Raw genomic sequence first — 23,534 nt, forward strand, 5'->3', positions numbered from 1 at the left:
CATGTATGGAAGGAGATAAAAATAACATCATGAATGATAGGGATATAGAGACAGGATTGGGGAAATTGGAAGGATGGGGAGACAAAGGCGCCGGTCTGGAGAGATGCCTGAGGGAAATACAGAGGGATTTCCCAAAAGAGGGGGAAGAGGACCGGTATGCTTTGGAGCATCTGTTTGAGCGGTACCGCGCATTTGAAAAAACGGATATGACGTTCCCGGAGCGGATGGATGCCCTGATCCGGTCCGCGGCCGAGCTTACCTCCAAGGAGAATCCCAGATGGGAATTTGTGGCGGCCAGGCTTAAATACTGCCAGTTTTCCATGGAGCTGCAGGACCGCCTGGATGACCTGGGGATCACCTGCCTGTATGAAAAGCTGCAATATCTCACAGAACAGGGGCTTTACGGGGATTACATCCTGGAGCATTATGGAAAGCAGGAGATTGAGCAGGCGGAAGGGTATTTGTGTGAGGACAGGAATCACCTGTTCACATACGCGGGCCTGGACCTGCTTTTAAAACGCTATGTGATCCAGGACCACAGCCGTCACGCCCTGGAGACACCCCAGGAAATGTATCTGGGCATTGCGCTCCATCTGGCCATGAAGGAGGACAGGAACGAGCGCATGGAATGGGTGCGCCGGTTTTACGATATGCTGAGCCTGATGCAGGTCACCATGGCCACGCCAACCCTTTCCAATGCAAGAAAACCATATCACCAGCTGTCCAGCTGCTTTATAGACACAGTGCCCGACAGTTTGGAAGGTATTTACAGAAGTGTGGACAACTTTGCCCAGGTGAGCAAGTTCGGTGGCGGCATGGGCCTGTATTTTGGAAAGGTCAGGGCAACGGGAAGCAGCATACGCGGATTTAAGGGCGCGGCAGGGGGAGTGATCCGCTGGATCAAGCTTGTCAATGATACGGCTGTGGCCGTTGACCAGCTGGGGATGCGCCAGGGCGCCGCGGCCGTGTACCTGGATGTGTGGCATAAGGATCTGCCGGAGTTTCTTCAGCTCCGCACCAATAACGGAGACGACAGGATGAAGGCCCACGACATTTTCCCGGGAGTCTGCTATCCGGATCTGTTCTGGAAAATGGCAAAAGAGAGCCTGGACCAGGACTGGTATCTGATGTGTCCCCATGAGATCGAGGCGGCAAAAGGGTATTGCCTGGAGGATTCCTATGGCGCGGAGTGGGAAGAACGGTACTGGGATTGCGTGAAGGACCGGCGCATTTCCAAGCGGACCGTGCTTTTAAAAGATGTGGTAAGGATGATCCTCAAGTCTGCGGTGGAGACAGGGACTCCCTTTGCTTTTAACAGGGACCTGGTAAACGGCGCAAACCCCAACAGCCATAAGGGAATGATCTATTGCTCCAATCTTTGCACTGAGATTGCCCAGAATATGGAGGCCATTGAAACAGTATCCACGGAAATCGTGGACCAGGACGGGGATACGGTGATCGTGAACACTACCAGGGCCGGAGAATTTGTGGTTTGTAATCTGGCCAGTCTTTGTCTGGGGAACATTGATGTCACAAGGGGCCGGGAGGTGGAGGAGATCGTATCCTGCGCGGTCAGGGCGCTGGACAATGTTATAGACCTGAATTTTTATCCCCTTCCCTATGCCAAGGTGACAAACAGGCGGTACAGAAGTATTGGTCTGGGAGTCAGCGGCTACCATCACATGCTGGCAAAGCATGGTATCAGGTGGGAGAGCGAGGAGCATATCGTATTTGCGGACCAGGTGTTTGAACGGATCAATTACGCCGCCGTCAAAGCAAGCAGCGCTATTGGTGCGGAGAAGGGAAGCTATGCATATTTTCAGGGAAGTGAGTGGCAGACAGGGGAATATTTTGAAAAACGGGGATATGTAAGCGGCAGGTGGCGGGAACTGGCCCGCACCGTGGCCGAACAGGGAATGCGCAACGCCTACCTAATGGCAGTGGCGCCCACCAGCAGCACCAGCATACTCTCAGGCACCACCGCAGGTCTGGACCCGGTGATGAAGCGCTTTTATCTGGAGGAAAAGAAGAACTCCATCATGCCAAGGGTTGCTCCGGAACTGACCATGGGCACGTTCTGGCTGTATAAGAGTGCTTATACCATTGACCAGACCTATACGGTGAGGGCGGCCGGCGCACGCCAGCGCCATATTGACCAGGCGCAGAGCGTGAACCTGTATATTACCAATGAATACACCATGCGTCAGCTTTTAAACCTCTATATTCTGGCATGGGAGCAGGGGGTGAAGACCCTTTATTATGTGCGCAGCCGGTCTCTGGAGGTGGAGGAGTGCGAAAGCTGCTCAAGCTGATTTCAAGGCTGTTAAACGCAGTTTGCAGAGCATGCCAAGGAAGGAAAGGACAGATATGACAGTACTAAAAACAAAACCCCTGTTTAATCCCCAGGGAGACACGGACAAGAACAGCCGAAGGATGATCGGGGGAAATACCACCAATCTCAACGACTTTAATAATATGAAATATACCTGGGCCAGCAGCTGGTACAGACAGGCTATGAATAATTTCTGGATACCGGAGGAGATCAATCTGAGCACGGATGTAAAGGACTATCAGATGCTCTCCGGGCCGGAACGGGATGCATTTGACAAAATACTCAGTTTCCTGGTGTTCCTGGACTCCATTCAGACAGCCAACCTTCCCTGCATCGGCCAGTACATAACGGCCAATGAGGTGAATCTGTGCCTGACCATACAGGGATTCCAGGAAGCGGTCCACAGCCAGAGCTACAGTTATATGCTGGACAGCATCTGCAGTCCTGTGGAGAGGGACCGCATCCTTTACCAGTGGAAGGAGGACAGCCATCTGCTGCAAAGGAATACATTTATCGGAGACCTGTACAACGAATTCCAGGAAAAGAAGGATGATGTGACGCTTCTTCGGGTCATGATGGCTAATTACATTTTGGAGGGCATATACTTTTACAGCGGGTTCATGTTCTTTTATAATCTGGGGCGCAACGGGAAAATGCCGGGAAGCGTCCAGGAGATCCGCTATATCAACAGGGACGAGAACACCCATCTGTGGCTGTTCCGCAACATGATCACAGAACTGAAAAAGGAAGAACCCGGTCTTTTTACCCGGGAGAATGTGAGCATGATGGAGGAAATGCTGCGGGAAGGGGTGAGACAGGAGATCCAGTGGGGATGTTATGTGATCGGTGATGAGGTGCCGGGGCTGACAAAGGATATGGTCACTTCCTATATCCGCTACCTTGGCAACCTGCGCTGGACCAGTCTTGGATTTGAGCCCCTGTACCCCGGATCTGAAAAGGAGCCGGAGTCCATGGCATGGGTCAATCAGTATTCCAATGCCAACATGGTGAAGACGGATTTTTTTGAGGCAAAGAGCACGGCCTATGCAAAGAGCGCGGCGATCATTGATGATCTATAGGAAGCATGTGCTGTAATATAGGATGGATGGAGGAAATGACAGATGGAAGCAGAAGAGTTGGAAGAAGAACGGGAAGGGAAAGAACAGAAAGGGAAAGAACAGAAAGGGAAAGAACAGGAAACAGGCAGGCAGAAGTTAAACCGGGAAGCCTGGGAGCTTACCAGGCAGCTGGTGGAGATAGACAGTTCCGATCCCGGAGCCTATGAAGGCGCCATTGAAAAATGGATTTTCCGGTGGCTTGAGCAGAGGATCGGGGAGTATGCCGGGGACCTGGCGGACCAGATCAGGCTGGAGGAATCTGAGGTGCTTCCCGGACGGTTTAATATAATGGCCCGCATACCGGGCAGGGAACCGGGCCCGGGTCTGATCTACATATGCCATATGGATACGGTGATGCTGGGAGATGGGTGGAATGCGGATACACCGGCCCTGGGAGCGGTGGTGAAGGAAAGACGTCTTTACGGCAGGGGAGCCTGCGATATGAAATCCGGCCTGGCCTGCGCCCTGACTGCATTTTCACAGGCAGTCAGACTTGGAGGAGAGACCGGACAGCTTCCAAAGCGTTCCTTTGCCTTTATAGGGACTGTGGATGAGGAGGATTTTATGCGCGGGGTGGAGACCGCTATCAGGGAAGGCTGGGTACACAGGGATGACTGGATCCTGGACACGGAGCCAACGGATGGGCAGATCCAGGTGGCCCACAAGGGCCGGACCTGGTTTGAACTTACCATGGACGGGATCACGGCCCATGCCAGCAATCCATGGAAGGGAGCGGATGCCATCGCGGCCATGGCCGAGGCGGTGAGCTTTATACGCAAGTCCATAGCGGGCTGTCCGTCCCATGCAGACCTTGGAAACTCTACCGTGACCTTTGGCCAGATAACCGGAGGATACCGTCCCTATGTGGTGCCGGATTCCTGTAAGGTGTGGATCGATATGAGGCTGGTGCCGCCCACGGATACCCGGGCGGCAGAAGCGATTATAAAACAGGCCATAGACCTGGCGCAAAAGGAGGTTCCCGGAGTAAAGGGGCATTATATCATAACAGGGGACCGGCCCTACGTGGAAAAGGATAATGGATCTCTGCTCCTGGAATTGCTGAAAAAAACATGCGATCAAGTCACAGGCAAAGATACGGTGATTGGTTCTTTTAATGGTTATACGGACACGGCAGTGATCGCCGGCACCCTGGGCAGCCATAACTGCATGTCCTATGGGCCTGGAAGCCTGGAACTGGCCCACAAGCCCAATGAGTTCGTGCCGTATGAGGATGTGTGCAGGTGCCGGGAGGTGCTGTGGCATCTGGCTGAAAACGCGGTGTTTTAGCAGATCATGACCGTTCCTGATTTCGGTTCATGTATCTCCACAGGGTGGTCCTGCTGATCCCCAGCTGTTTGGCGGCCGCGCTTTGGTTGCCGTTGTGCCTGGACAGCACCTGACTGATTATATCACAGGTAATCTCGTCCAGAGTGCGGTCCACATCCAGACCTGTATGACGGGTCTTTGCTGGCTGGCTGCTGCCGGCAGAAGAGGAGGCCTTTTCTTTTTCTAATAAGTTCCTGACATCCCGGGCGCTTATATAGGGCGTGGAGGTAATGACCGCCAGTTCGTTGACCACCCGCTTAAACTGAGTATAATTATAAGGCCAGTCATATGCCTCAAGCAATGCCATTGCCTCAGACTCAAACCCAATGATCTGCCGGGCCAGCTCCACGTTCAGGTTGCCAAGGTACAAACTGGAGATGGTGGGAAGCTCCTCGGCCCGTTCCCGCAGAGGCGGCAGATGGATGGTCATGCAGGAGAGGAGATTGACAAATTCCCTGGCAGCAGACGGCAGGGCTGTCTGGCTGGCGCTGACACAGGAGAATATGAGCCGGTTCCGCTTGTCCAGATTCATGTCCAGTATGATGGACAAAAGCTGTTTACGCCGTTCCGTGGGAAGTTCTTCAATATTTCTAAAGTAAATCGTATTGCTGTCGTCATTTAGAGGTGAATTGTAGTGATTGGTTAAAAAGCCCCAGCTTTTATCATTCACAAGGCTGCAATTAATGGCGATCAGTGGATTGTGCTGCAGTGCGCTCTGGGCGTAGATGGCCCGGGCAATCTGCTCCTTGCCTGTACCCTCCTCACCGGATATCATAACAGGAAAACTGCTCTGGCTGATCTGCTCCACCGTGCTTCTCAGGCCCTGCATGGAGCCGGTGATGCTGTAAAAACTGTTGTAGAAATGCTGCTCAGCCTCTCTTTTATTTGAAAACAGTATGCCATATTTGCTGGTGGCCATAGGCACCTTGGTGGATGAGACGTAAAATACAACATACCGGTGCAGGGGTTTTTCAATTACACGGCTGTTTATGGAGAAAAGGTTGCCGTCTATGTTGCGGAAAGCCTTGTAGTTATCCCCGTTCAGGGTTTCCGGTATCTCCCTGCGAAGAATGTCGGTGATTTCAGAGCCATCATTGTCCCAGGTGGTGAAATAAAGGTTTTGCTTTTCGTCAAATACAAATGTATCGGAATTTTCCCCCCGGATGATCTCGCCTAAAAGGGAGTTCTCTTCCTTAATATTGGCATAGCTGATACACAGCTTATATGCCTGGTCAAAGGCATTCTCAATGCTCTCGCTTCCTGAGGTGATCAGGATGGAGTTGAGGCCCAGCTTTTTGGCAGTGGTGTTGGCGATCATGTCACACAGGATCATGCGGCAGCCGTTTTTCTTTAAATCCCGCAGGGTGGCCTCCACCTCGCTTTCGCTGTGGATGGTAACAATGTCCAGTTTATACTGGAGCAGGTCGCAGAGCAGATGCGCGCTGCCTGTAATGCCGGGAAATCCCACAACTGCATATTTGTCAGAATAGTTTTCCGCCAGCTTCATGGCTCTCAGGATATCATATACGGACAGGCTGATTTCGATGACGGGTATGTGGGTAACCTTTCCGATCATCTCCGCTGTGCCTCCGCGGGATATGATCACATCATAGTTTGCCTGAGTATACTTCTGTGCAATATCAACCCCTTTCTTTAAATCTCCCACATAGACATCCAGATCCATCTGCGGCCTCTTTCTGGCCAGTTTTTCCATTATAGTTTTCATGGCCTCATAAGGGGCGATTCCAAGGACTTTGATCTTGGGCGAATCCATATGCAACACCTCCACTGTTTCTGTTTGAAACAATTGTAACATATTTGAACACTTAAGTCCAGACGAAAAGAAATGATGTTTCAAAAATATACAAAAAAGTACATGGGACCAGTTGAAAATCCTCTGATTATTTAGTAAACTGAAACAGAACTAAGAAAAAGCTAAAAGACAGAAACGATATGTTCATATATGTAACATAAAAGGAGACGGGTGGTGATTGAGTGATAACCTTACTGATAATAGCAGATGATTTTACAGGTGCCCTGGATACAGGAGTGCAGTTTGCAGCAGCAGGTGCAGGTGTCAGGGTGGTCACGGATATCAGGTATGACTACAGGAAGTCGCAGCCGGGTGTCAGGGTCCTGGTCATGGATGCGGAGACACGGCATCTTGACGGCAGGGAGGCATATGAAGTAGTATGGAATATCACGAAACGGGCCATGGCCTGCGGAGTGCCCTTTATCTATAAGAAGACGGACTCGGCCTTAAGAGGGAATATTGGCAGTGAACTCACAGCCCTGCTGGATGCATCGGGACAGGACAGCCTTCCGTTTATACCTGCGTTTCCCCAGATGGGGAGAATCACAAGGGAAGGTGTTCATTATATAAACAATATCCCGGTAAAGGACAGCGTATTTGGGCGGGATCCCTTTGAGCCGGTGACCTGTTCGTTTATACCGGATATCATCCACCAGCAGAGCAATATACAGGTGGAAGTGATGAGGGAAGAGGATGACAAAAGGGGTATGGACCGGATGGAGACTGCCCGGGAACCAAACAGGGGACAGCAATCTAAAATAGTGGTGTATGATGCCCAGTCACAGGAAAGCCTGATAACAGCTGCCTCTGACCTGTACCGTAAAGGCTGTCTGTCAATCATGGCCGGCTGTGCGGGATTTGCATCCGTACTCCCCAAGCTTTTGGGATTGGAGGGCGGGGAATCACATGTACCTGAATTCATATCCCGCTTCCTGGTGGTTTGCGGCAGTGTGAATCCCATTACAAAGAGCCAGCTGGATTATGCGCAGGCTCATGGGTTTACGAGAATCCGTCTGACCCCGCGTCAGAAGCTGGACAGGGGATATTGGGACTCGGAGGAAGGCCAGGGGACCTTAAGACGGTGGATGCTGCGCTGCCAGATCGAGAGCCGGTGCATTCTGGACAGCAATGATCCCGATGGTACGGATGAAACCTTGGAATATGCCAGGAAGAAGGGCATCAGCCTGGAGGAAGTGAGGACCAGGATCGCAGATGCCATGGGTTTTGTTTTGGGGAATATGGTGGAACGGGGGCTTAACAGTACGCTTCTGATAACGGGGGGCGACACGCTGATGGGATTTATGAATCAGATAAAGGTCTGTGAGATGGAACCGGTGTGCGAAATGGCTCCCGGAACCGTGCTTTCACGCTTTAGGATCAGCGATCATATGTATCAGGCTATATCCAAGTCGGGCGGCTTTGGCTCTGAGGATTTGCTGGTACAGCTGGCGGATACCATATTGGATAAGAAGGAGAGAGCATTATGTTAACACAGTATACATTAAAAATGCCCCATGGGGTATACAGCGGCCGGGGCGCCCTGGACCACGTGAAAGAGATCGTGGGAAAATGCGCAACAAAGGTGACGGTGTTCAGCGACCAGGGGATCATCGGAGCAGGCCTCCTTGAAAAGCCGTTATCCCTTATAAAGGAAGCGGGAGTGGAATATTCGGTTCTGGACGGACTTCCGGCAGAACCTGACTGCGACCAGGCACAGGCGGTTATTAATAGGTTTAAGGCTGAGAAATCTGATTTTATTGTGGCAGTGGGCGGAGGAAGCGTAATGGATATTGCAAAGCTTGCCTCTGTGCTTGCCACAGACGCATATACGGTGAGGGATCTGCTGGATAACCCCGGGCTTGCAGGTAAATGCGTTCCCACTCTTATGATACCGACCACGGCCGGCACAGGCTCGGAGGCCACGCCCAACAGCATTGTGGCCGTGCCTGAAAAAGAGCTGAAGGTAGGAATTGTCAATGATGCAATGATTGCCGACTACGTGATCCTGGACGGGGAGATGATCAGACATCTCCCAAGAAAGATCGCGGCGGCCACGGGAGTGGATGCCCTGGCCCATGGGATTGAGTGTTACACTTCCAATAAGGCAAACCCATTCAGCGATACCTTTGCCCTGGAGGCCCTGGACCTCATATTCAATCATATTGAGAGGGCCTGTGACGACCCCGATGCCCTGGATGCCAAGAACGCCATGCTGATCGCCGCATTTTACGCAGGGGCAGCCATCACAGCTTCGGGAACAACGGCCGTACATGCATTGTCCTATCCCCTGGGAGGCAAGTACCACATCCCCCATGGCGTATCCAATGCCATGCTGCTTACTCCGGTAATGAAGTTTAATGAACCTGCGTGCAGGGAACGTCTGGCAGCTGTCTATGACCGGGTGGCAAAGGGTGGACGGGAATCCGGATTGCCGCCGGAAGAAAAATCCGCCTGGATCATTAGACGCCTGGATGAGATCGTAAAACATCTGGAGATACCAAACAGCTTGAAAGAATACGGGATCGGGGATGAGGATTTGGATGTTCTGGTGGAAGCGGGAATGGATGTAAAGCGGCTTCTGGTAAACAATATGCGGGAAGTGACTGCGGAGGATGCAAGAAAACTGTATCTGGAGATCATGCGGTAAACATGGATAAATCAGCAGTTACGGATCTTAGCAAAAGGAGGAGAGGAAGAGAAAATGAAAAAAGTAGAGATTAGGGGAATCATCCCGCCGATCATAACTCCCATGAATGAGGACGAGACCATTAACGAAGGGGAACTGAGAAATCAGGTCAACCGTCAGATCAAGGGAGGAGTACACGGACTGTTTCCCTTTGGGACAAACGGAGAAGGATACATACTAAGTGAGGCGGAAAAGGAACAGGTGCTGAGTATTGTAATCGATGAGACAAAAGGACGCGTCCCTGTCTATGCGGGAACAGGATGCATCAGTACCAGGGATACCATCCGCCAGTCCGGGATGGCCAAGTCTCTTGGCGCGGACGTGCTGTCCATCATTACCCCGTCATTTGCAGCCGCTTCCCAGAATGAACTGTATGAGCACTACAAGGCAGTGGCGGAGGCGGTGGATATGCCCATCGTACTCTACAATATCCCTGCAAGAACCGGTAATTCCCTGGCTCCGGCCACGGTAGCCCGTCTGAGTAAAATAGAAAATATTGTGGGAGCCAAGGACAGCTCAGGAAACTTTGACAATATGCTCCAGTACATAGAACAGACCCGTGAGAGCGGCGATTTTGCAGTCCTTTCCGGCAATGATTCCCTCATACTCTGGAATCTCCTGGCAGGAGGCGCAGGCGGTATCGCAGGCTGCGCAAATGTATTTCCGGAGGTGATGGCATCTATCTATGATTCCTTTGCGGCAGGGGATCTGGAAGGCGCCAGAAAGGCGCAGGACAGCATCCGGTCCTTCCGCGCATGCTTTAAGTACGGCAATCCCAACACCATTGTGAAGACGGCTGTAGCCCTTCTTGGATATCCGGTGGGAAAATGCCGTGCGCCCTTTAACCAGGTTCCGGAAGAGGGAATTGAGGCATTAAAGAAAGTCCTGGCTGAAAACCACGAGAAAGGAATGTGCTGATGGAGATGGAGGAACGTCTGATCATAGGAATTACCATGGGCGATCCGGCCAGCATAGGGCCGGAAATAACGGTAAAAGCCCTGTCTTTAGAGGAGATATACCACAAGTGCCGTCCTCTGGTCATTGGGGATGCCAATGTAATGGAGGCAGCGGTCCGTATTGTGGGAAAAGACGGAATTAAGATCCACCCTGTACACTCGGTGGATGAAGCGCTGTTTGAACCGGGTACCATAGATGTATATGATATGGGCCTGGTAGATATGGACCAGCTGGAACGGGGAAAGGTTTCCGCCATGGCAGGGGAGGCTGCATTCCGCTATGTGGAAAAGGTGATCCAGATGGCTCTGGCAGGCGAGGTTGACGGTACTGTCACCAATGCGTTCAGCAAGGAGGCTATTAACCTGGCCGGTCATCATTATTCGGGGCATACGGAAGTGTACGCCGATATGACGGGAACAAAGAAATACACCATGATGCTTGCCCACGAGAATATGAGGGTGGTGCACGTTTCCACCCATGTGTCTTTGCGGGAGGCATGCGAACGGGTAAAGAAGGACCGGGTGCTGGAAGTGATCCGTATTGCATATCAGGCATGCAGGAATCTGGGCATCCAACAGCCTAAGATCGGTGTCGCGGGGCTCAATCCCCACAGCGGTGAGAATGGCCTTTTTGGCAGGGAAGAGATAGAAGAGATCATCCCCGCAATTGAGGCAGCCAATGGGGAGGGGATTTTCGCAGAGGGGCCGGTTCCGCCGGACACGGTTTTTTCAAAAGCCAGAGGAGGCTGGTATGATATGGTGGTGGCCATGTACCACGACCAGGGGCATATCCCCCTCAAGGTGGTAGGATTTGTATATAATCAGGAGCAGCAGAAATGGGATGCTGTTGCAGGCGTCAATATCACGCTGGGACTTCCCATTGTGAGAGCCAGTGTGGATCACGGAACCGCCTTTGACCAGGCTGGCCAGGGTGTGGCAAATGAGTTAAGTCTGATGAATGCCATTGACTATGGCATCCGTCTTTCAAAAAGCAACAGGGAAAAAACTGTCAAAAAACAATAAACGGAGGGATAAGTACATGAAAAAAACAGTGAAGAAATTATTGGCATTGAGTATGGCTGCTGTTATGGCAGCGGGGCTGGCAGGCTGTTCCGGTTCCGCAGAGACAACAACTGCGGCGGATTCCAAGGCGGAAACACAGGCGGAGGCAAAGACGGAGGCACAGGCTGGCGGAGGTGAAAGCCAGGCGGGCGGCGCTTACACGGTTACAGATCCGGTTGAGATCACATTTGCGACCCAGGATGTAGGAACAACCGCATATGTATATGCGTCCACCATGGCCAATCTTTTTTCAGATGCATTTCCAAGCAGTTCCGTCATAGATGTGACCACCACATCTCCGGGCGGTGTGGGATCTCCGGTCATTCTTGAGAATAAACAGTGTAATGTGACCATCAGCAATGGTGCTCCCGCAAAGTGGGCGGCTGAGACAGGCATTCTCGGAAATCCTCCCACAGAGAGCGTCAGGGGGCTGGCAGGCGGTCTGGATAAGGCCATCCTCAATGTGATCTTTACCCAGTCATTTGTTGACAAGACCGGTATTACCACGGTTGAAGAACTGGTTGCCCAGAAGTATCCGGTCCGCATTGCAGTTAAATCCTCCGGGGCATTCGGAGAGCTGGCCTGCAATAAAGTGTTTGAAGTACTTGGCGTAAGCTATGAGGATATTGAGTCATGGGGCGGAAGCGTTACACAGACCGGTTCCGATGCAATCGTCAGCCTGTTAAAGGATGGAAAGGCAGATATGACAATTGACCACATTGCTCCGGGACAGTCCGCCACATCCGAACTTTGTATGACGGCGAAGATGTATTTCCCGCAGTTAAGTGACGATACTCTGGAGAAGCTGACCAAAGAGGGGTTTGATTATACCGTGATTCCGGCCGGAACATGGTCGGGGCAGGAAACGGAAATCAAAACAGTCGGTTCACCCCAGGTCATACTTGTGTCTGCTGATCTGGATGACGCCACTGTCTACACCATGACAAAAGCCCTGTGTGAGAACACACAGACGCTGGTTAACGCAAGCGCTGCCCTGGAGGCATTTGACCCAGAGACAGCCTGGGAGCCGATCAAGCTGGGAGCTCCGATCCATCCAGGCGCTGAAGCATATTACAGAGAAATGGGATACATGAAATAGATGAAATTTGTCTGACAGAAAGGGGCAAATTATGGAAAAAGTAAAAGTACCGCCTAAGAAAATGGCCTATATTGCGATCGGTACGGCCTGGATCCTGTTTCAGCTGTATCTGGCACTGGTGTCACCGCTTCATCCCATGCTGCAGAGCCCGGTCCACCTGATGTTTGCGCTGTTTATTGTGTTTCTCAATAATCCGGCCGACAAAAAGTCCAAAAAACCTTGGATGAAGGTTTTTGATATCCCGATCTATGCAGGTATTGTTTTTATCCTGTATTATGTGATCGCCAATACTGCACGCCTGACATCCCGCGTGCAGTATGTATCACCTGTTACCATGATTGACAAGATTGCCATGGTAGTGTGTATTATCATACTTTTGGAAGCGGTCAGAAGAACACTGGGAACCATTTTGTTTGGGTTTATCCTGTTTTTCATTGTTTATTTCTGGTTTGGAAAATATTTTCCATCCATCTTCCGGTTTAAGGGAACCAACATGCAGCAGTTTACGGAGTTGATGACCATGGGTTCCAGCGGTATTTACGGCACGCCATTGTACACTTCGGCCAGCAGCTTATTCTACTTTATGCTTTTTGGAGTATTCTTCTCCGAGTGCGGAGGCGGACAGCTCCTCATAGATATGGGTATGAAGGTTTCAAAGAACGGCACGGGAGGTCCTGCAAAGGCTGCTGTTATCTCCTCCGGACTGATGGGGATGATTTCCGGAAGTGCGGTTGCCAATGTGGCAACCACCGGTGTCATGACAATTCCCATGATGAAGAAGATCGGCTATGAGCCGCATCAGGCCGGCGCCATCGAGGCGGTTGCATCCACCGGAGGGCAGATCATGCCTCCCATCATGGGTGTGGGTGCTTTCATCATGGCGGAAATGCTGGGCGTTCCGTATAAGACCATTGCATTTGCCGCATTGATTCCAGCCATCGCCTATTTTATGTCGGTGTTCCTTCTGGTCACATTCATGGCGGATAAAAAGAGCATGGTTGACGGGGCGCAGAAGGCGGAGGCGATCCAGACAGAGAAGATCCTTCCCAGGCTGTATCAGCTGATTCCCGCCATTGTGCTGGTGTATTTTATGGTTTCGGGCGCTTCCCTGATGAGAAGCGGAATGATGGGCATTTTTACCTGCCTGATCATAAATGTTGCAAGCAAATTCGTTTTAGACGGCAGGTATTGCGTCAGCCTTAAAAAGCTGGGTGAAACTGCGCTTCAGGGCGTAAAACAGGCGTCTGAGATCGCAGTCCCCACGGCAGCATGCGGAATTATTATCGGTGTTGTGATCCAGTCAGGTCTGGCTACCAAGGTTTCCAAACTTATCGCCAATGTGGGTTCCACCTATCTGATCGTAGCGCTTTTGATCACAATGTTGGGGTGTATGCTTTTGGGTATGGCCCTCCCCACAGTGGCTGCCTACCTGGTGGCAAATGTTCTCTTTGTGCCAACCCTGATCGGATTGGATATCCAGCCATTACAGGCTAACATGTTTGTATTCTACTTTGGCATTATGGCCCAGATCACACCGCCGGTTTGTGTGGCTTCGTTTACAGCGGCCGGTATAGCGGGGGCGGATTCCATGAAGACGGGTCTCACGGGGTTCGCATATGCCCTTGTGGCATTCCTTGTACCATTTATTTTCATTTACGATCCGTCCATATTGCTAATTGGCACACCCCTTGAGATCGTTAAGGGAACCCTGATCCTGTTCCTGGGAACCTACCTGCTGGCCTCGGGAATGGCCGGATTCTTCCTGGTACCGCTGAACCGGATAGAGAGGACCATCCTGCTTGCATCTGCAATCCTCATCATCCTTCCGGAGACAATAACGGATATCATAGGTATTGTAGTGGCAGTGGCATTTTTTGTGATCTGTTCGGCAAAAAAACGGAAATTCTACAGCAACAAACGAGAAGAAAATAAAGTCGTGGCGTGATGGAGAAGATGGACATGCTAAAAGGAAAAACAGCCATAGTTACTGGCTCCAGCAAAGGGATCGGCCGGGAAATAGCCCTTGCCCTGGCTGAAAATGGCGCTGATCTGGTGATCAACGGCAATAACCAGGAGCAGCTGGAACATGTAAAGGCACAGATAGAGGCCCTGGGTTCAAGATGCCGTGTTGTGAGAGGGGATATCTCTGACAGCAACACGGCTGCCAGGCTTGCGGCTGCCTGTATGGAAGCATTTGGGAAAATCGACATACTGGTAAACAATGCAGGCGTAAACAGCAGGATCCCCTTTCTTGAATTGACGGAAGAAGAATGGCACAGGATGATGGGGATTAATCTGGATGGTGTGTTTTACTGCTGTAAGGCCGTACTCCCCCACATGGTGCATCAGCAGTCGGGAACCATCATTAATATATCATCCACGGCCAGCAAAACGGCTCATGCCAATGCGTCCATATGTTACGGGGCATCCAAGGCAGCGGTCAACTCCATGACACAAAAGCTTGCATATGAAATGGGACCCCACCATATCCGGGTAAACGGCATATGTCCGGGACCCATTGAGACGGATATGTCGCTGCAGTGGACGGAGGAATACAGGAAAAATGTTGTAAAGAAAATCCCGCTGGGTCTGTTGGGAACAACTAAAAATGTAGCGGATGTGGCGGTTTTCCTGGCCTCCGATATGGCCGGATTCATTAATGGGGAGACGATCAACGTAAACGGCGGAAGCTACATGAATTAAAGGACGATCATATGGTAATTGACAAAATAGAAAACATATTATTTTATAAGCCCATGATTCCTGCTCTTGAAGCAGGAATCGCGGCAGTTAAGGCAATTGAAAAGCTGGAGCCCGGAAAATACAGATTTGACGGGGGATATTTTAATATACAGAAGGGTGAAACAAAGCCCATGAATGAGGGCACCTTTGAGGCACACCGCAGATATATCGATGTGCAGATCCTTGCAAAAGGATGCGAGGAAGTGGCTTGGGCCGATGTGGGGGATCTTAAGACCGTGATCCCATACGACAGGGAAAAGGATGCGGAACGTCTGTCCGGGGATACAAAGAACCATATACGTGTGGACCAGGGGATGTTTTATATCGCATTTCCCCATGACGGGCACAAACCGGTATCCCACACAGATGAGCCCCATTCTTTTACCAAGATCATTATAAAGATACCCGTACCAGAGCGTGTTTAGGCATATTCTGGCGGATAAAATGGAGGTAGTTATGGCAAAAAAGCATGACGTTATCATTGTGGGCATGGGGCTTGCATCCCTGGCAACAGCGGCCAGGCTCTGGGAGCTGGGGGTAAAGGATATTGGAATCTATACCACTGCCTATGGCGGAACCCCTTTTATTGCGGCAATCAATTTTGTCCTGCCGGATAACCCGTATAATGATACCACGGAACAATACAACGATGATATGATCCATGCGGGCTATGGGATCAACAACCGCGGGCTTGTAAAAGAGATGACCGACAGTACCATGGAGGGATATAACCTTCTGCGCAGATGGGGAGTGGAATTTGCCAGTAATGCGGACGGCACTACAAAGCTGAGACATCTGTCAGGGCATACTTATCCCAGATCCCTGTGCTGCACAACCCAGCTGATCGGTGTGGAGATGGTTAAGAAGCTGGTGGACGGACTGGAGGAAAAAGGAATCCCTGTACATATGGATCATGAATGCCTTCATGTTCTGACTGAGGACGGTCATGTGTGCGGCATTACCGTGAAAAATCCGGATGGAGATATTGAAAATGTGTATGCTCCCATTGTGGTGGCAGGCTGGGGAGGCGTTGGGAACCTGTTTGGTGTTTCCACCTATCCGGGTGACATTAAGGGGAATACCCTTGCCATTGCAAAAGAGGCCGGAGCCAAGCTGGTGGATATTGAATTCCTGGAATATGAGCCCATGGTGGTAATGAGCCCGCCGGGAGCAGTGGGAGAACCATGTCCCACCGCCATGCTGGGCGAAGGCGCGCATCTGCTCAATTCAGAAGGAGAGCGCTTCATGTTAAAGGTGAGGCCTCAGGGAGAAGGCGGTTCACCAAAGACCCTGATCAACAAACAGATCTGGAAGGAAGTGGATGCGGGCAGAGGCACACCTCACGGCGGAGCGTGGGCGGACCTGCGCCATATTGACAGGGAAGTGCTGAAAGCATATCCCTGGTTCTTTAACCGTCTGATGGATAACGGAGTGGACCCCAATGAGGAGCTGGTTGAGGTGGGACCCATGGCCCATAGTTTTTCCGGGGGTATTATGGTGGATGAACATTATGAATCCACGGTGCCCGGGTTCTACGCGGTGGGAGAAGCCTGCGGCGGCGTTCACGGAGCCTGCCGGTGCGCGGGCAATGCAGCCAGCCAGGCAACCTTATCCGGCCTTTTGTGTGCACAGGCCATTGCAGAATCAGGTGATTTCCCGGCCCGGGAGGTAGCTGTCCATGAACTTCCGGCAGAATATGCCAGGGATACAGATGTATATGGCAGATTTGTCCCGGAAGCTAAGGAAATCGCTGTGAAAGCCCTGGGGATCTACCGCAGGGGGGAGACACTGGAGCAGGCCCGGATACGTCTGGATGAGATGCTGGCCGATGAAGAGATAAAGAAAGATACACAGGCATGGCAGGTGGTGCAGTCCATCCGTCTTATGGTGGAGGCCGCGTGGAACAGGAAGGAGAGCCGTGGAACCCACATGAGACTGGATTACCCTGAATCGGCAGAAGAGTTTGAAAAGGAGTTTTCCATATAGATGCTTAGATGGTATGGCCGGACCGATTGTCCGGTCATATATATTTGGTATGACCGGGCATGTATGTTTTGATTTTTTCCGACAATTGTGCTATTATGTAACCAGTTTATATCAAAGGAGAAAAAAAGAATGAAAGAGACTGCGCTGGTCATTATGGCTGCCGGCATTGGAAGCCGGTTCGGGGGAGGAATCAAGCAGCTGGAGCCCGTTGGACCGGGAGGAGAGATCATCATGGATTATTCCATCCATGATGCAATGGAAGCCGGATTTAATAAGGTCATATTCATTATCAGGAAAGACCTGGAAAAGGATTTTAAGGAAGTGATCGGAAACCGGATCGAGAAGGTGGTGCCGGTGGAATATGCATATCAGGAGCTGGATGCCCTTCCGGACGGCTATGAGGTGACACCGGGACGCACCAAGCCATGGGGAACCGGACAGGCTGTGCTGGTGGCAAAGGGACTGGTGGACGGTCCGTTCCTTGTGATCAATGCGGATGATTATTATGGCAGGGAAGGCTTTAAGAAGATCCATGATTATATGGTAAATGATATGGACACAAAAGCCGGTGTCTATGATCTGTGCATGGGCGGCTTTGTCCTTTCCAATACCCTTAGCGACAATGGCACCGTGACCAGAGGGGTATGCCAGGTGGATGACAGCCATATCCTTAAGACGGTGAATGAAACCTATAATATCAGAATGACGGAAGACGGACTTCAGGCAACGGATGAACAGGGGAATCCTGTCCGGATCAGTCCGGACCAGCCGGTTTCCATGAACATGTGGGGTATTCCGGCAAGCTTTTTGGAGGAGCTGGAAAAAGGCTTTCCACGGTTTCTGGACAGCTTAAAGGAAGGCGATGTAAAGTCGGAGTACCTGCTTCCAAGAATTATTGATGACCTGGTACAGTCCGGGCGTGCCAGGGTGACGGTTCTCGACACCCCCGACAAGTGGTTCGGAGTGACCTACAAGGAGGATAAGCAGGCGGTTGTGGACGCTGTCAGGAAACTGATCGATGCGGGAGTATATAAAGAAAAGTTATATGATTAAGGTAACAGTTCAGAAGATTTCTATTATTAAGAGCACGCGGATGATGTCAATCCATGTGCTCTTTTTTTATGCATAATTTCAAAACCCCAAGCCTATACTATAAAAACAGCCCGTATCAACCGGAACATTTTCAAATACGTTCCAGGGCACGACATTATAATGAGTTTTGGGTGGACAACTTGGATATGAAATTATGGAAGACATTCAGCATACAAAAACGGGAAGATATTGCCTATTACAATACCCAGTCAGAGTTTGAGACAGAGCAGTTTGCAAGGCATCTCAACTGCCTCATCTGTCAGGAGATGGAGGCAAAGGGGAAAGACGGAGTTATGTTTCTGTGTATCGGTACAGACCGGTCGACAGGCGACAGCCTGGGACCGCTGGTCGGCCATAAACTGAGGGGAAGACGCCTGAAAGGGGCTGCAGTCATCGGTACACTGGATAAACCGGTCCATGCAATGAATCTGGACCTGTACGCAAGATATATAAGGCTTCACTATCCGGATTACGTGATCGTGGCCATTGATGCTTCCGTGGGCAGCCCGGACCATGTGGGTTACGCCACCCTGGGACGGGGAGCGCTGCAGCCCGGTCTGGGCGTATCTAAGGAACTGGAGGCAGTGGGGGATATTGCCATTACTGGGATCGTGGGAGGAGCCGGAAGCCGGGATCCCGTGATGCTGCAGAGCGTGCGCCTGTCCATTGTGATGAAGATGGCGGACTGCATTTGCGAAGGAATCTGCCTTGTCGAACGATTATGGGAAAAAAGCCTGTCTTACTGATAGAATCAGCACAAACAGGCTTTAAAAATCGTAGGTGATACTACTTTGATACTAATTGCTGTAATCTATCAGCTACCTCACTGTGGCGGTTAGGGTACAGGTGGCCGTATATATTATTTACCATGTCTACGGTATCCCCGATCCGCTCCGCAATCAAAAGAGGAGTAAAACCCATATCTATTAGCAAGGATACATGGCTGTGCCTGATATCATGTATGCGGATACGCTTGACCCCTGATAGAGTGCTGTACTTCCTCATAGCGGTGATCAGTTTGCTTTGAGTGGTCTGAAAGAACCGATCCCCTGGCCCCAGACCATAAATGCGTCCGGCGTAGTCCGCCAGGTGGCTGACCAGGAATGGAGGTATGGTAATATCACGGATACTATTTGCCGTTTTGGGTGACGTAATCATATCCTGACGGTTAACGCGGTGGTACGTTTTGGATATGTGGATATTTCCGGCGTTCAGATCCACATCCTCTAGGCTTAAGGCAAATAACTCACCGCAGCGCATACCTGTGTAATAAAGCGTCATGAAAGCAATATACAGATGGGGATTCTTTATCGGATCAATGAACCGATTAAATTCATCCAATGTCCAGAAGTCCATTCTGCTTGCCCTGGCCTTACCTATGGGGCCAGCAATGCCGCATGGATTGCGGGGGAGGCCATAATACCGAACAGCAAAGTTTAACACAGCATTGAGTTGATTGTATATCTGGCGTTGGTATGTGTCCTTTAAACCACTGGACAATATTTTGGTCTGCCATTGCCGCACATCTGCGGGGACTATCTCGTTAATAGGTTTGTCTTTGAAATAAGGGACTATGTGGCGCTCACAGGCCCCTTTTTTGTTCCTTATGGTGGAATACTTAAGCCTGGGCAGAATATCCTCCATATAGAGGTCATATAGCGCTTTGAAGGTCATATCAGGGCTTCCCTGCTGCTTTTGCAGGAAATCCCGCTCCCAGTCCTTTGCATCTCCTTTTTTGGCAAAGCCGCGCTTAAGCTTCTGTTTGCGCTGGCCTGTCCAGTCCGTGTAATAGAATTTGCAGTAATAGGTCTTTTTTTCTTTGTCATAATATGATGGCATAATTCATCTTCCTTTCATCCTGGCCGGGCGGGGCATTGGGATGGGCTGGAAGATATATTTTCGCTAACTAGTGGGCGAAAAGTTTTTTCACAGAATCCGTGAAAAGTATTATTTCTTTAACTCTCTGGAATCACTCAACAGCTTTTCAACATTATAGCGTATATCCTTATCACAGCGCTCTGCCATATCCGCAAAGTCATCACGATTGACAAGAAAGCTGAATCCCTGATGGTCTGTTATGATAAAATGGTGAATGTCTTTTTCTTCAACTTTGTAATTATGAGTTTTAAGAATTTCTATGATGAGTTCTTTTCTTTTTTCGTCATTACCATAAAATGTTTTTACAAAATCTTTTATATCTTTTTGCGTATGCTCATTAATGGCCTCTACAATTTTTGACATATCAAAAGTTTCTATTTGGCCATTTCTTTTTAGCGTGATTTTGTCTGCTTCGTTACCGGTCATTAAATAGTTTAGAGTTACGCCAAAGTAATCCGCTATTTTTTGCGCCGCTTCTATAGAGGGGGTGCGTTGACCTTTTTCCCAGTAATTTATTGATGCCTGGGCTACTTCTAAGCTTTGAGCCAATTCCTTTTGACTTAATCCGCGCTTAGTTCTAAGTGTATGAAGTACTTTTGAAAATTCCATGTTATCACCTCAATGTGATGATATCACAAAAATGAAAAAGAATAAAACACTTTTGTTATTGACAGATTAACACAATAGTGATAATATGTCAATGTAAAACACAATAGTGTTTAGGAGGTGATGATATTTTAATGAAGCTATCAAGAAAAAGGATTGAAATTAAAAGGGCCAACAAATGTATGACAGTTAGTGATTTGGCCTCCGCCTATGGAGTAAGCCGCGCCAGAATGAACGTTATTTTAAACCAGCGAGAAGTAACACCGCTTTGTGCTGGAAAACTTGCAAAGGCTTTATGCGTTGATGTAACTGAAATTTTAGAAGATGAATAAGATGCCGGGCGGGGCATTGGGATGGGCGAGAAGCCCAGGGTGATCCTTAAAGTGGACGCCATATCACATCACCCCTCATTCTGATGAAGGGTTCCTGATCGGGAGCATAAAGGGCCGTTCTGGCTTATGTGTAGTACTGAAATTATGATAATGGAAAGGAGCGTAAAAGAGTGAGTAAACAATACTTATCAGCCGCAGAGGTCGGCGAGATCATGAACTATTCAACCAGTCACAGCTATGCGATCATCAAGCAACTGAACGCAGAACTTAGGGCCAAGGGATATATAGTTCGGACAGGGCAGATCCCTAGGAAGTATTTTCTTGAACGGGTGGGTCTGGTGGAGGAACAGGAGGCAGAGGCTTGAATCTGGACACATACCGCTGCATAACTGATCAGGAACTTGCAGAGATAATGGTGGGTATGGATCAGGCGGAGCGATCCGGCATGTTTGATGGTTTGTTCAGCAAAGAGCAGCCGGGGCCAACTTTGGAGGGGGCTAGTAAAGAACAACTCCTACAAAGCATAAGCCCCATCATGAATCTGACGAAAAGTTTCTTTAAACGGGTATATGGCTATGAGTTGACATGGCCGGGGTTTGCAGATCAGGCCCTCATAGTATTGAAGGGAGCCGGATGCAGTCGGGCCAGGGAATATTATGATTCTATCGTGCAAAAATATGAATCCCAGTATGTGGCCGGGATGAAGTCAACACTCAAGTGGTATTGTGAAAAATGCGAAAAAGAATGGAGAGATAGAGAGAAAGGAAGTGAGGAGCAACGGTTACGGAAAATGAGCAACCAGGAGTTGCTGGAATTATTAAAGAACTCAGCAGCCGGGGCATAGCTGTAGAGTTTGTAAATGGAGGTTTTGCGAATTTTGCTATTTTTGCGAAACCAGATACAACGAAACTTCCATTATTTGAAAGTCGGTTCCTGCCCCATCTTTTACAGGTATATGCTGATTCAATCGCAGAGGCTTTACAAGTTCCAGTGGACATGGCCGGGGCGGCGGTGATTACGGTGGTTTCTATGGCCGTACAAACGAAATATGCCATTTGCCCAATTAAAGGATGGATAGAGCCGCTTAATCTGTATATGGTGGTAGTTGCCAGGCCATCTGAGAGGAAAAGTCCAGTCATGCGGGAGGTTATGGCAGTAGTTTACAGGTATACCAATGAATACAACGAGAAGAACCAGCAGCTTATAGAGGAATACAACACGGAAAAGGATGTGCTGTTAAAGAAGATCTCTAACATGAAGCAGGAACTTGCCAGCGTAAAAAAGAGTAAGAAAACGGTTACCATGGAGGATTTGAAAGCCTTGCAAAACGAATATGACGAGTTGGAGGAGGTAACGCCCTTAAGGCTCATAGCTGACGATATAACACCAGAAGCACTTGTAAGCCTTATGTATGAAAATGGTGGTAAAATGGCGATTGTATCAACAGAGGGCGGTATATTCGATATGGCAGCAGGACGGTACAGTGATAAGACTAACATAGATGTGTTTTTAAAGGCTTATTCAGGCGATATGATCATGGTGGACAGAAAAGGGCGATCCAGTGAATGCATACCGGATCCAGCACTTACCATTCTGCTAACAGTGCAGCCATCAGTTATTGAAGAAATCATGAATAACAAGGAAATGAGCGGCAGAGGATTTGTTGCAAGATTTTTGTATGCGCTACCGGTATCAAGAATTGGAAGGAGGAGTTATAGAGTGAAACCAATACCAGAAAAGGTAAAAGCGGATTTTGATGATTTGATATGTAGATTATTAGATATTCCCGACATTGGGGAGCCGCGAGTTTTACATCTAAGCAGGGAAGCGGACAAGCTGGCGGAGGACTTCTTTCACGAGATTGAAACGGGATTGACCGAAGATCTGGAAGAGATAGAAGGATGGGCAGGAAAACTCCATGGTCAGACAATGAGGATAGCAGGGGTATTTCATTGCTGTGAGCATGTGGAGAACGCCTACAATGTTCCTGTGAGTGGAGAGACAATGAAGAATGCAATTGGTATGGGGCGATATTTTCTGGAACACGCAAAGGCGGCATTTGCTATTATGGGCCTGTCAGATCCACCAGAAGTTAAAGATGCCAAGTACATATTGAAACGCCTAGATGAATCAGGGCTGCATGAGATCAGCAAAAGAGATCTGTTTGATTCGTGTAAGGGAAGAACAGGCATGGAGAGGGTAGAAGGAATGGAGCCGGGCCTGAATGAACTGATCCAGCGTGGATATATTCGACTTTTTAAAGCTGAACCTGAATCGCAAAAATCGCAAAATTCGCAAAATTCGCAAAAAAGGCGTGGCCGCCCCTCATGGATGATCGAGGTGAACCCGGTCTATGAGGCTTTGCGAGATGGCAAGAAACCGGAGACTGTACAGGAACCGGAGGATGCGGAAGGTGATGATCCCTATGGCTGGAATGCTCCAGAAGATGATCCTTGTGGCTTAACGGAAACGGTAAAACCATGGACGGCAGGAGAATTTTGAGAGG

The 23,534-nt window shown here is 49.8% G+C and carries 21 protein-coding genes; 18 read left to right on the forward strand and 3 right to left on the reverse strand.

What is annotated here, in order from left to right; genetic code table 11:
- The first annotated feature begins 29 nt into the window (after positions 1–29).
- The 3 genes from CLFS41_RS11825 to CLFS41_RS11835 are packed head-to-tail and all read left to right on the forward strand — an operon-like array spanning position 30 to position 4,737.
- Positions 30–2,312 (forward strand): ribonucleoside-diphosphate reductase subunit alpha, encoded by a 2,283-nt coding sequence (locus tag CLFS41_RS11825; RefSeq protein WP_242856829.1) that lies wholly within the window; start codon positions 30–32, stop codon positions 2,310–2,312.
- A gap of 55 nt (positions 2,313–2,367) precedes the next feature.
- Positions 2,368–3,411, forward strand: coding sequence for a ribonucleotide-diphosphate reductase subunit beta (locus tag CLFS41_RS11830; RefSeq protein ID WP_007865741.1), 1,044 nt, complete (start codon positions 2,368–2,370; stop codon positions 3,409–3,411).
- A 42-nt stretch (positions 3,412–3,453) separates the two neighbouring features.
- On the forward strand, positions 3,454–4,737 hold the full coding sequence (locus tag CLFS41_RS11835; protein ID WP_082082568.1) for a M20 family metallopeptidase: 1,284 nt from the start codon (positions 3,454–3,456) through the stop codon (positions 4,735–4,737).
- A gap of 4 nt (positions 4,738–4,741) precedes the next feature.
- On the opposite strand, the gene CLFS41_RS11840 is transcribed toward CLFS41_RS11835, so the two are convergent.
- On the reverse strand, positions 4,742–6,550 hold the full coding sequence (locus CLFS41_RS11840) for a sigma-54-dependent transcriptional regulator (RefSeq protein ID WP_007865750.1): 1,809 nt from the start codon (positions 6,548–6,550) through the stop codon (positions 4,742–4,744).
- A 221-nt stretch (positions 6,551–6,771) separates the two neighbouring features.
- On the opposite strand from CLFS41_RS11840, the gene CLFS41_RS11845 reads away from it, so the two are divergent.
- The 11 genes from CLFS41_RS11845 (at position 6,772) to yyaC (ending at position 18,958) form a co-directional block, all read left to right on the forward strand.
- Entirely contained in the window at positions 6,772–8,079 is a 1,308-nt protein-coding gene (locus tag CLFS41_RS11845; RefSeq protein WP_007865753.1) for a four-carbon acid sugar kinase family protein, read from the forward strand.
- Complete coding sequence (locus CLFS41_RS11850) at positions 8,073–9,236, forward strand: iron-containing alcohol dehydrogenase (RefSeq protein ID WP_007865756.1); 1,164 nt, start codon at positions 8,073–8,075, stop codon at positions 9,234–9,236. Before CLFS41_RS11845 ends, CLFS41_RS11850 begins: the two co-directional genes overlap by 7 nt.
- A 54-nt stretch (positions 9,237–9,290) precedes the next feature.
- A complete protein-coding gene (gene dapA / locus CLFS41_RS11855) occupies positions 9,291–10,193 on the forward strand; it encodes a 4-hydroxy-tetrahydrodipicolinate synthase (RefSeq protein ID WP_045092394.1) in 903 nt (300 codons plus the stop codon).
- 5 nt (positions 10,194–10,198) lie between these two features.
- The gene (gene pdxA / locus CLFS41_RS11860) at positions 10,199–11,254 is read left to right on the forward strand and encodes a 4-hydroxythreonine-4-phosphate dehydrogenase PdxA (protein WP_040416957.1); all 1,056 of its coding nucleotides are present in this window, start codon (positions 10,199–10,201) and stop codon (positions 11,252–11,254) included.
- 16 nt (positions 11,255–11,270) lie between these two features.
- Positions 11,271–12,392: a TAXI family TRAP transporter solute-binding subunit gene (locus tag CLFS41_RS11865; protein ID WP_045092395.1), complete on the forward strand. Its 1,122-nt coding sequence runs from the start codon at positions 11,271–11,273 to the stop codon at positions 12,390–12,392.
- Positions 12,393–12,423: 31 nt separating this feature from the next.
- A complete protein-coding gene (locus tag CLFS41_RS11870; RefSeq protein WP_045092396.1) occupies positions 12,424–14,337 on the forward strand; it encodes a TRAP transporter fused permease subunit in 1,914 nt (637 codons plus the stop codon).
- A 14-nt stretch (positions 14,338–14,351) separates the two neighbouring features.
- A complete protein-coding gene (locus tag CLFS41_RS11875; protein WP_045092439.1) occupies positions 14,352–15,095 on the forward strand; it encodes an SDR family NAD(P)-dependent oxidoreductase in 744 nt (247 codons plus the stop codon).
- 11 nt (positions 15,096–15,106) lie between these two features.
- On the forward strand, positions 15,107–15,559 hold the full coding sequence (locus tag CLFS41_RS11880; RefSeq protein ID WP_045092397.1) for a YhcH/YjgK/YiaL family protein: 453 nt from the start codon (positions 15,107–15,109) through the stop codon (positions 15,557–15,559).
- A 31-nt stretch (positions 15,560–15,590) separates the two neighbouring features.
- A complete protein-coding gene (locus CLFS41_RS11885) occupies positions 15,591–17,120 on the forward strand; it encodes an FAD-binding protein (RefSeq protein ID WP_152649040.1) in 1,530 nt (509 codons plus the stop codon).
- Positions 17,121–17,249: 129 nt separating this feature from the next.
- A complete protein-coding gene (locus tag CLFS41_RS11890; protein WP_045092399.1) occupies positions 17,250–18,173 on the forward strand; it encodes a sugar phosphate nucleotidyltransferase in 924 nt (307 codons plus the stop codon).
- Between the two features lie 185 nt (positions 18,174–18,358).
- Entirely contained in the window at positions 18,359–18,958 is a 600-nt protein-coding gene (gene yyaC, locus CLFS41_RS11895; protein WP_045092400.1) for a spore protease YyaC, read from the forward strand.
- A gap of 40 nt (positions 18,959–18,998) precedes the next feature.
- On the opposite strand, the gene CLFS41_RS11900 is transcribed toward yyaC, so the two are convergent.
- Together CLFS41_RS11900 and CLFS41_RS28980 are read right to left on the reverse strand one after the other, a co-directional pair.
- Positions 18,999–20,051, reverse strand: coding sequence for a site-specific integrase (locus tag CLFS41_RS11900; protein ID WP_045092401.1), 1,053 nt, complete (start codon positions 20,049–20,051; stop codon positions 18,999–19,001).
- 108 nt (positions 20,052–20,159) lie between these two features.
- On the reverse strand, positions 20,160–20,699 hold the full coding sequence (locus CLFS41_RS28980; RefSeq protein ID WP_052665709.1) for a helix-turn-helix transcriptional regulator: 540 nt from the start codon (positions 20,697–20,699) through the stop codon (positions 20,160–20,162).
- 131 nt (positions 20,700–20,830) lie between these two features.
- Between CLFS41_RS28980 and CLFS41_RS11910 the strand changes: the two genes are divergently transcribed.
- From CLFS41_RS11910 to CLFS41_RS11925, 4 genes are all read left to right on the forward strand, one after another.
- Positions 20,831–21,028, forward strand: coding sequence for a helix-turn-helix domain-containing protein (locus tag CLFS41_RS11910; protein ID WP_045092402.1), 198 nt, complete (start codon positions 20,831–20,833; stop codon positions 21,026–21,028).
- 170 nt (positions 21,029–21,198) lie between these two features.
- Entirely contained in the window at positions 21,199–21,393 is a 195-nt protein-coding gene (locus CLFS41_RS11915) for a hypothetical protein (RefSeq protein ID WP_045092403.1), read from the forward strand.
- Positions 21,390–21,872, forward strand: a complete 483-nt coding sequence (locus CLFS41_RS11920) for a hypothetical protein (protein ID WP_045092404.1) — start codon at positions 21,390–21,392, stop codon at positions 21,870–21,872. Before CLFS41_RS11915 ends, CLFS41_RS11920 begins: the two co-directional genes overlap by 4 nt.
- Positions 21,873–22,018: 146 nt before the next feature.
- Positions 22,019–23,530: a YfjI family protein gene (locus CLFS41_RS11925; protein ID WP_152649041.1), complete on the forward strand. Its 1,512-nt coding sequence runs from the start codon at positions 22,019–22,021 to the stop codon at positions 23,528–23,530.
- Positions 23,531–23,534: the final 4 nt, after the last annotated feature.

This window comes from Clostridium sp. FS41 (genome assembly GCF_000954015.1).
In the GTDB taxonomy this organism is placed as follows: domain Bacteria; phylum Bacillota; class Clostridia; order Lachnospirales; family Lachnospiraceae; genus Enterocloster; species Enterocloster citroniae.

Bases quoted from the DNA above. Each gene is read 5' to 3' on its own strand.
- CLFS41_RS11825 (WP_242856829.1), top strand. From the start codon at position 30: ATGAATGATAGGGATATAGAGACAGGATTGGGGAAATTGGAAGGATGG.
- CLFS41_RS11830 (WP_007865741.1), top strand. From the start codon at position 2,368: ATGACAGTACTAAAAACAAAACCCCTGTTTAATCCCCAGGGAGACACG.
- CLFS41_RS11835 (WP_082082568.1), top strand. From the start codon at position 3,454: ATGGAAGCAGAAGAGTTGGAAGAAGAACGGGAAGGGAAAGAACAGAAA.
- CLFS41_RS11840 (WP_007865750.1), bottom strand. From the start codon at position 6,550: ATGGATTCGCCCAAGATCAAAGTCCTTGGAATCGCCCCTTATGAGGCC.
- CLFS41_RS11850 (WP_007865756.1), top strand. From the start codon at position 8,073: ATGTTAACACAGTATACATTAAAAATGCCCCATGGGGTATACAGCGGC.
- dapA (WP_045092394.1), top strand. From the start codon at position 9,291: ATGAAAAAAGTAGAGATTAGGGGAATCATCCCGCCGATCATAACTCCC.
- pdxA (WP_040416957.1), top strand. From the start codon at position 10,199: ATGGAGGAACGTCTGATCATAGGAATTACCATGGGCGATCCGGCCAGC.
- CLFS41_RS11865 (WP_045092395.1), top strand. From the start codon at position 11,271: ATGAAAAAAACAGTGAAGAAATTATTGGCATTGAGTATGGCTGCTGTT.
- CLFS41_RS11870 (WP_045092396.1), top strand. From the start codon at position 12,424: ATGGAAAAAGTAAAAGTACCGCCTAAGAAAATGGCCTATATTGCGATC.
- CLFS41_RS11875 (WP_045092439.1), top strand. From the start codon at position 14,352: ATGCTAAAAGGAAAAACAGCCATAGTTACTGGCTCCAGCAAAGGGATC.
- CLFS41_RS11880 (WP_045092397.1), top strand. From the start codon at position 15,107: ATGGTAATTGACAAAATAGAAAACATATTATTTTATAAGCCCATGATT.
- CLFS41_RS11885 (WP_152649040.1), top strand. From the start codon at position 15,591: ATGGCAAAAAAGCATGACGTTATCATTGTGGGCATGGGGCTTGCATCC.
- CLFS41_RS11890 (WP_045092399.1), top strand. From the start codon at position 17,250: ATGAAAGAGACTGCGCTGGTCATTATGGCTGCCGGCATTGGAAGCCGG.
- yyaC (WP_045092400.1), top strand. From the start codon at position 18,359: ATGAAATTATGGAAGACATTCAGCATACAAAAACGGGAAGATATTGCC.
- CLFS41_RS11900 (WP_045092401.1), bottom strand. From the start codon at position 20,051: ATGCCATCATATTATGACAAAGAAAAAAAGACCTATTACTGCAAATTC.
- CLFS41_RS28980 (WP_052665709.1), bottom strand. From the start codon at position 20,699: ATGGAATTTTCAAAAGTACTTCATACACTTAGAACTAAGCGCGGATTA.
- CLFS41_RS11910 (WP_045092402.1), top strand. From the start codon at position 20,831: ATGAAGCTATCAAGAAAAAGGATTGAAATTAAAAGGGCCAACAAATGT.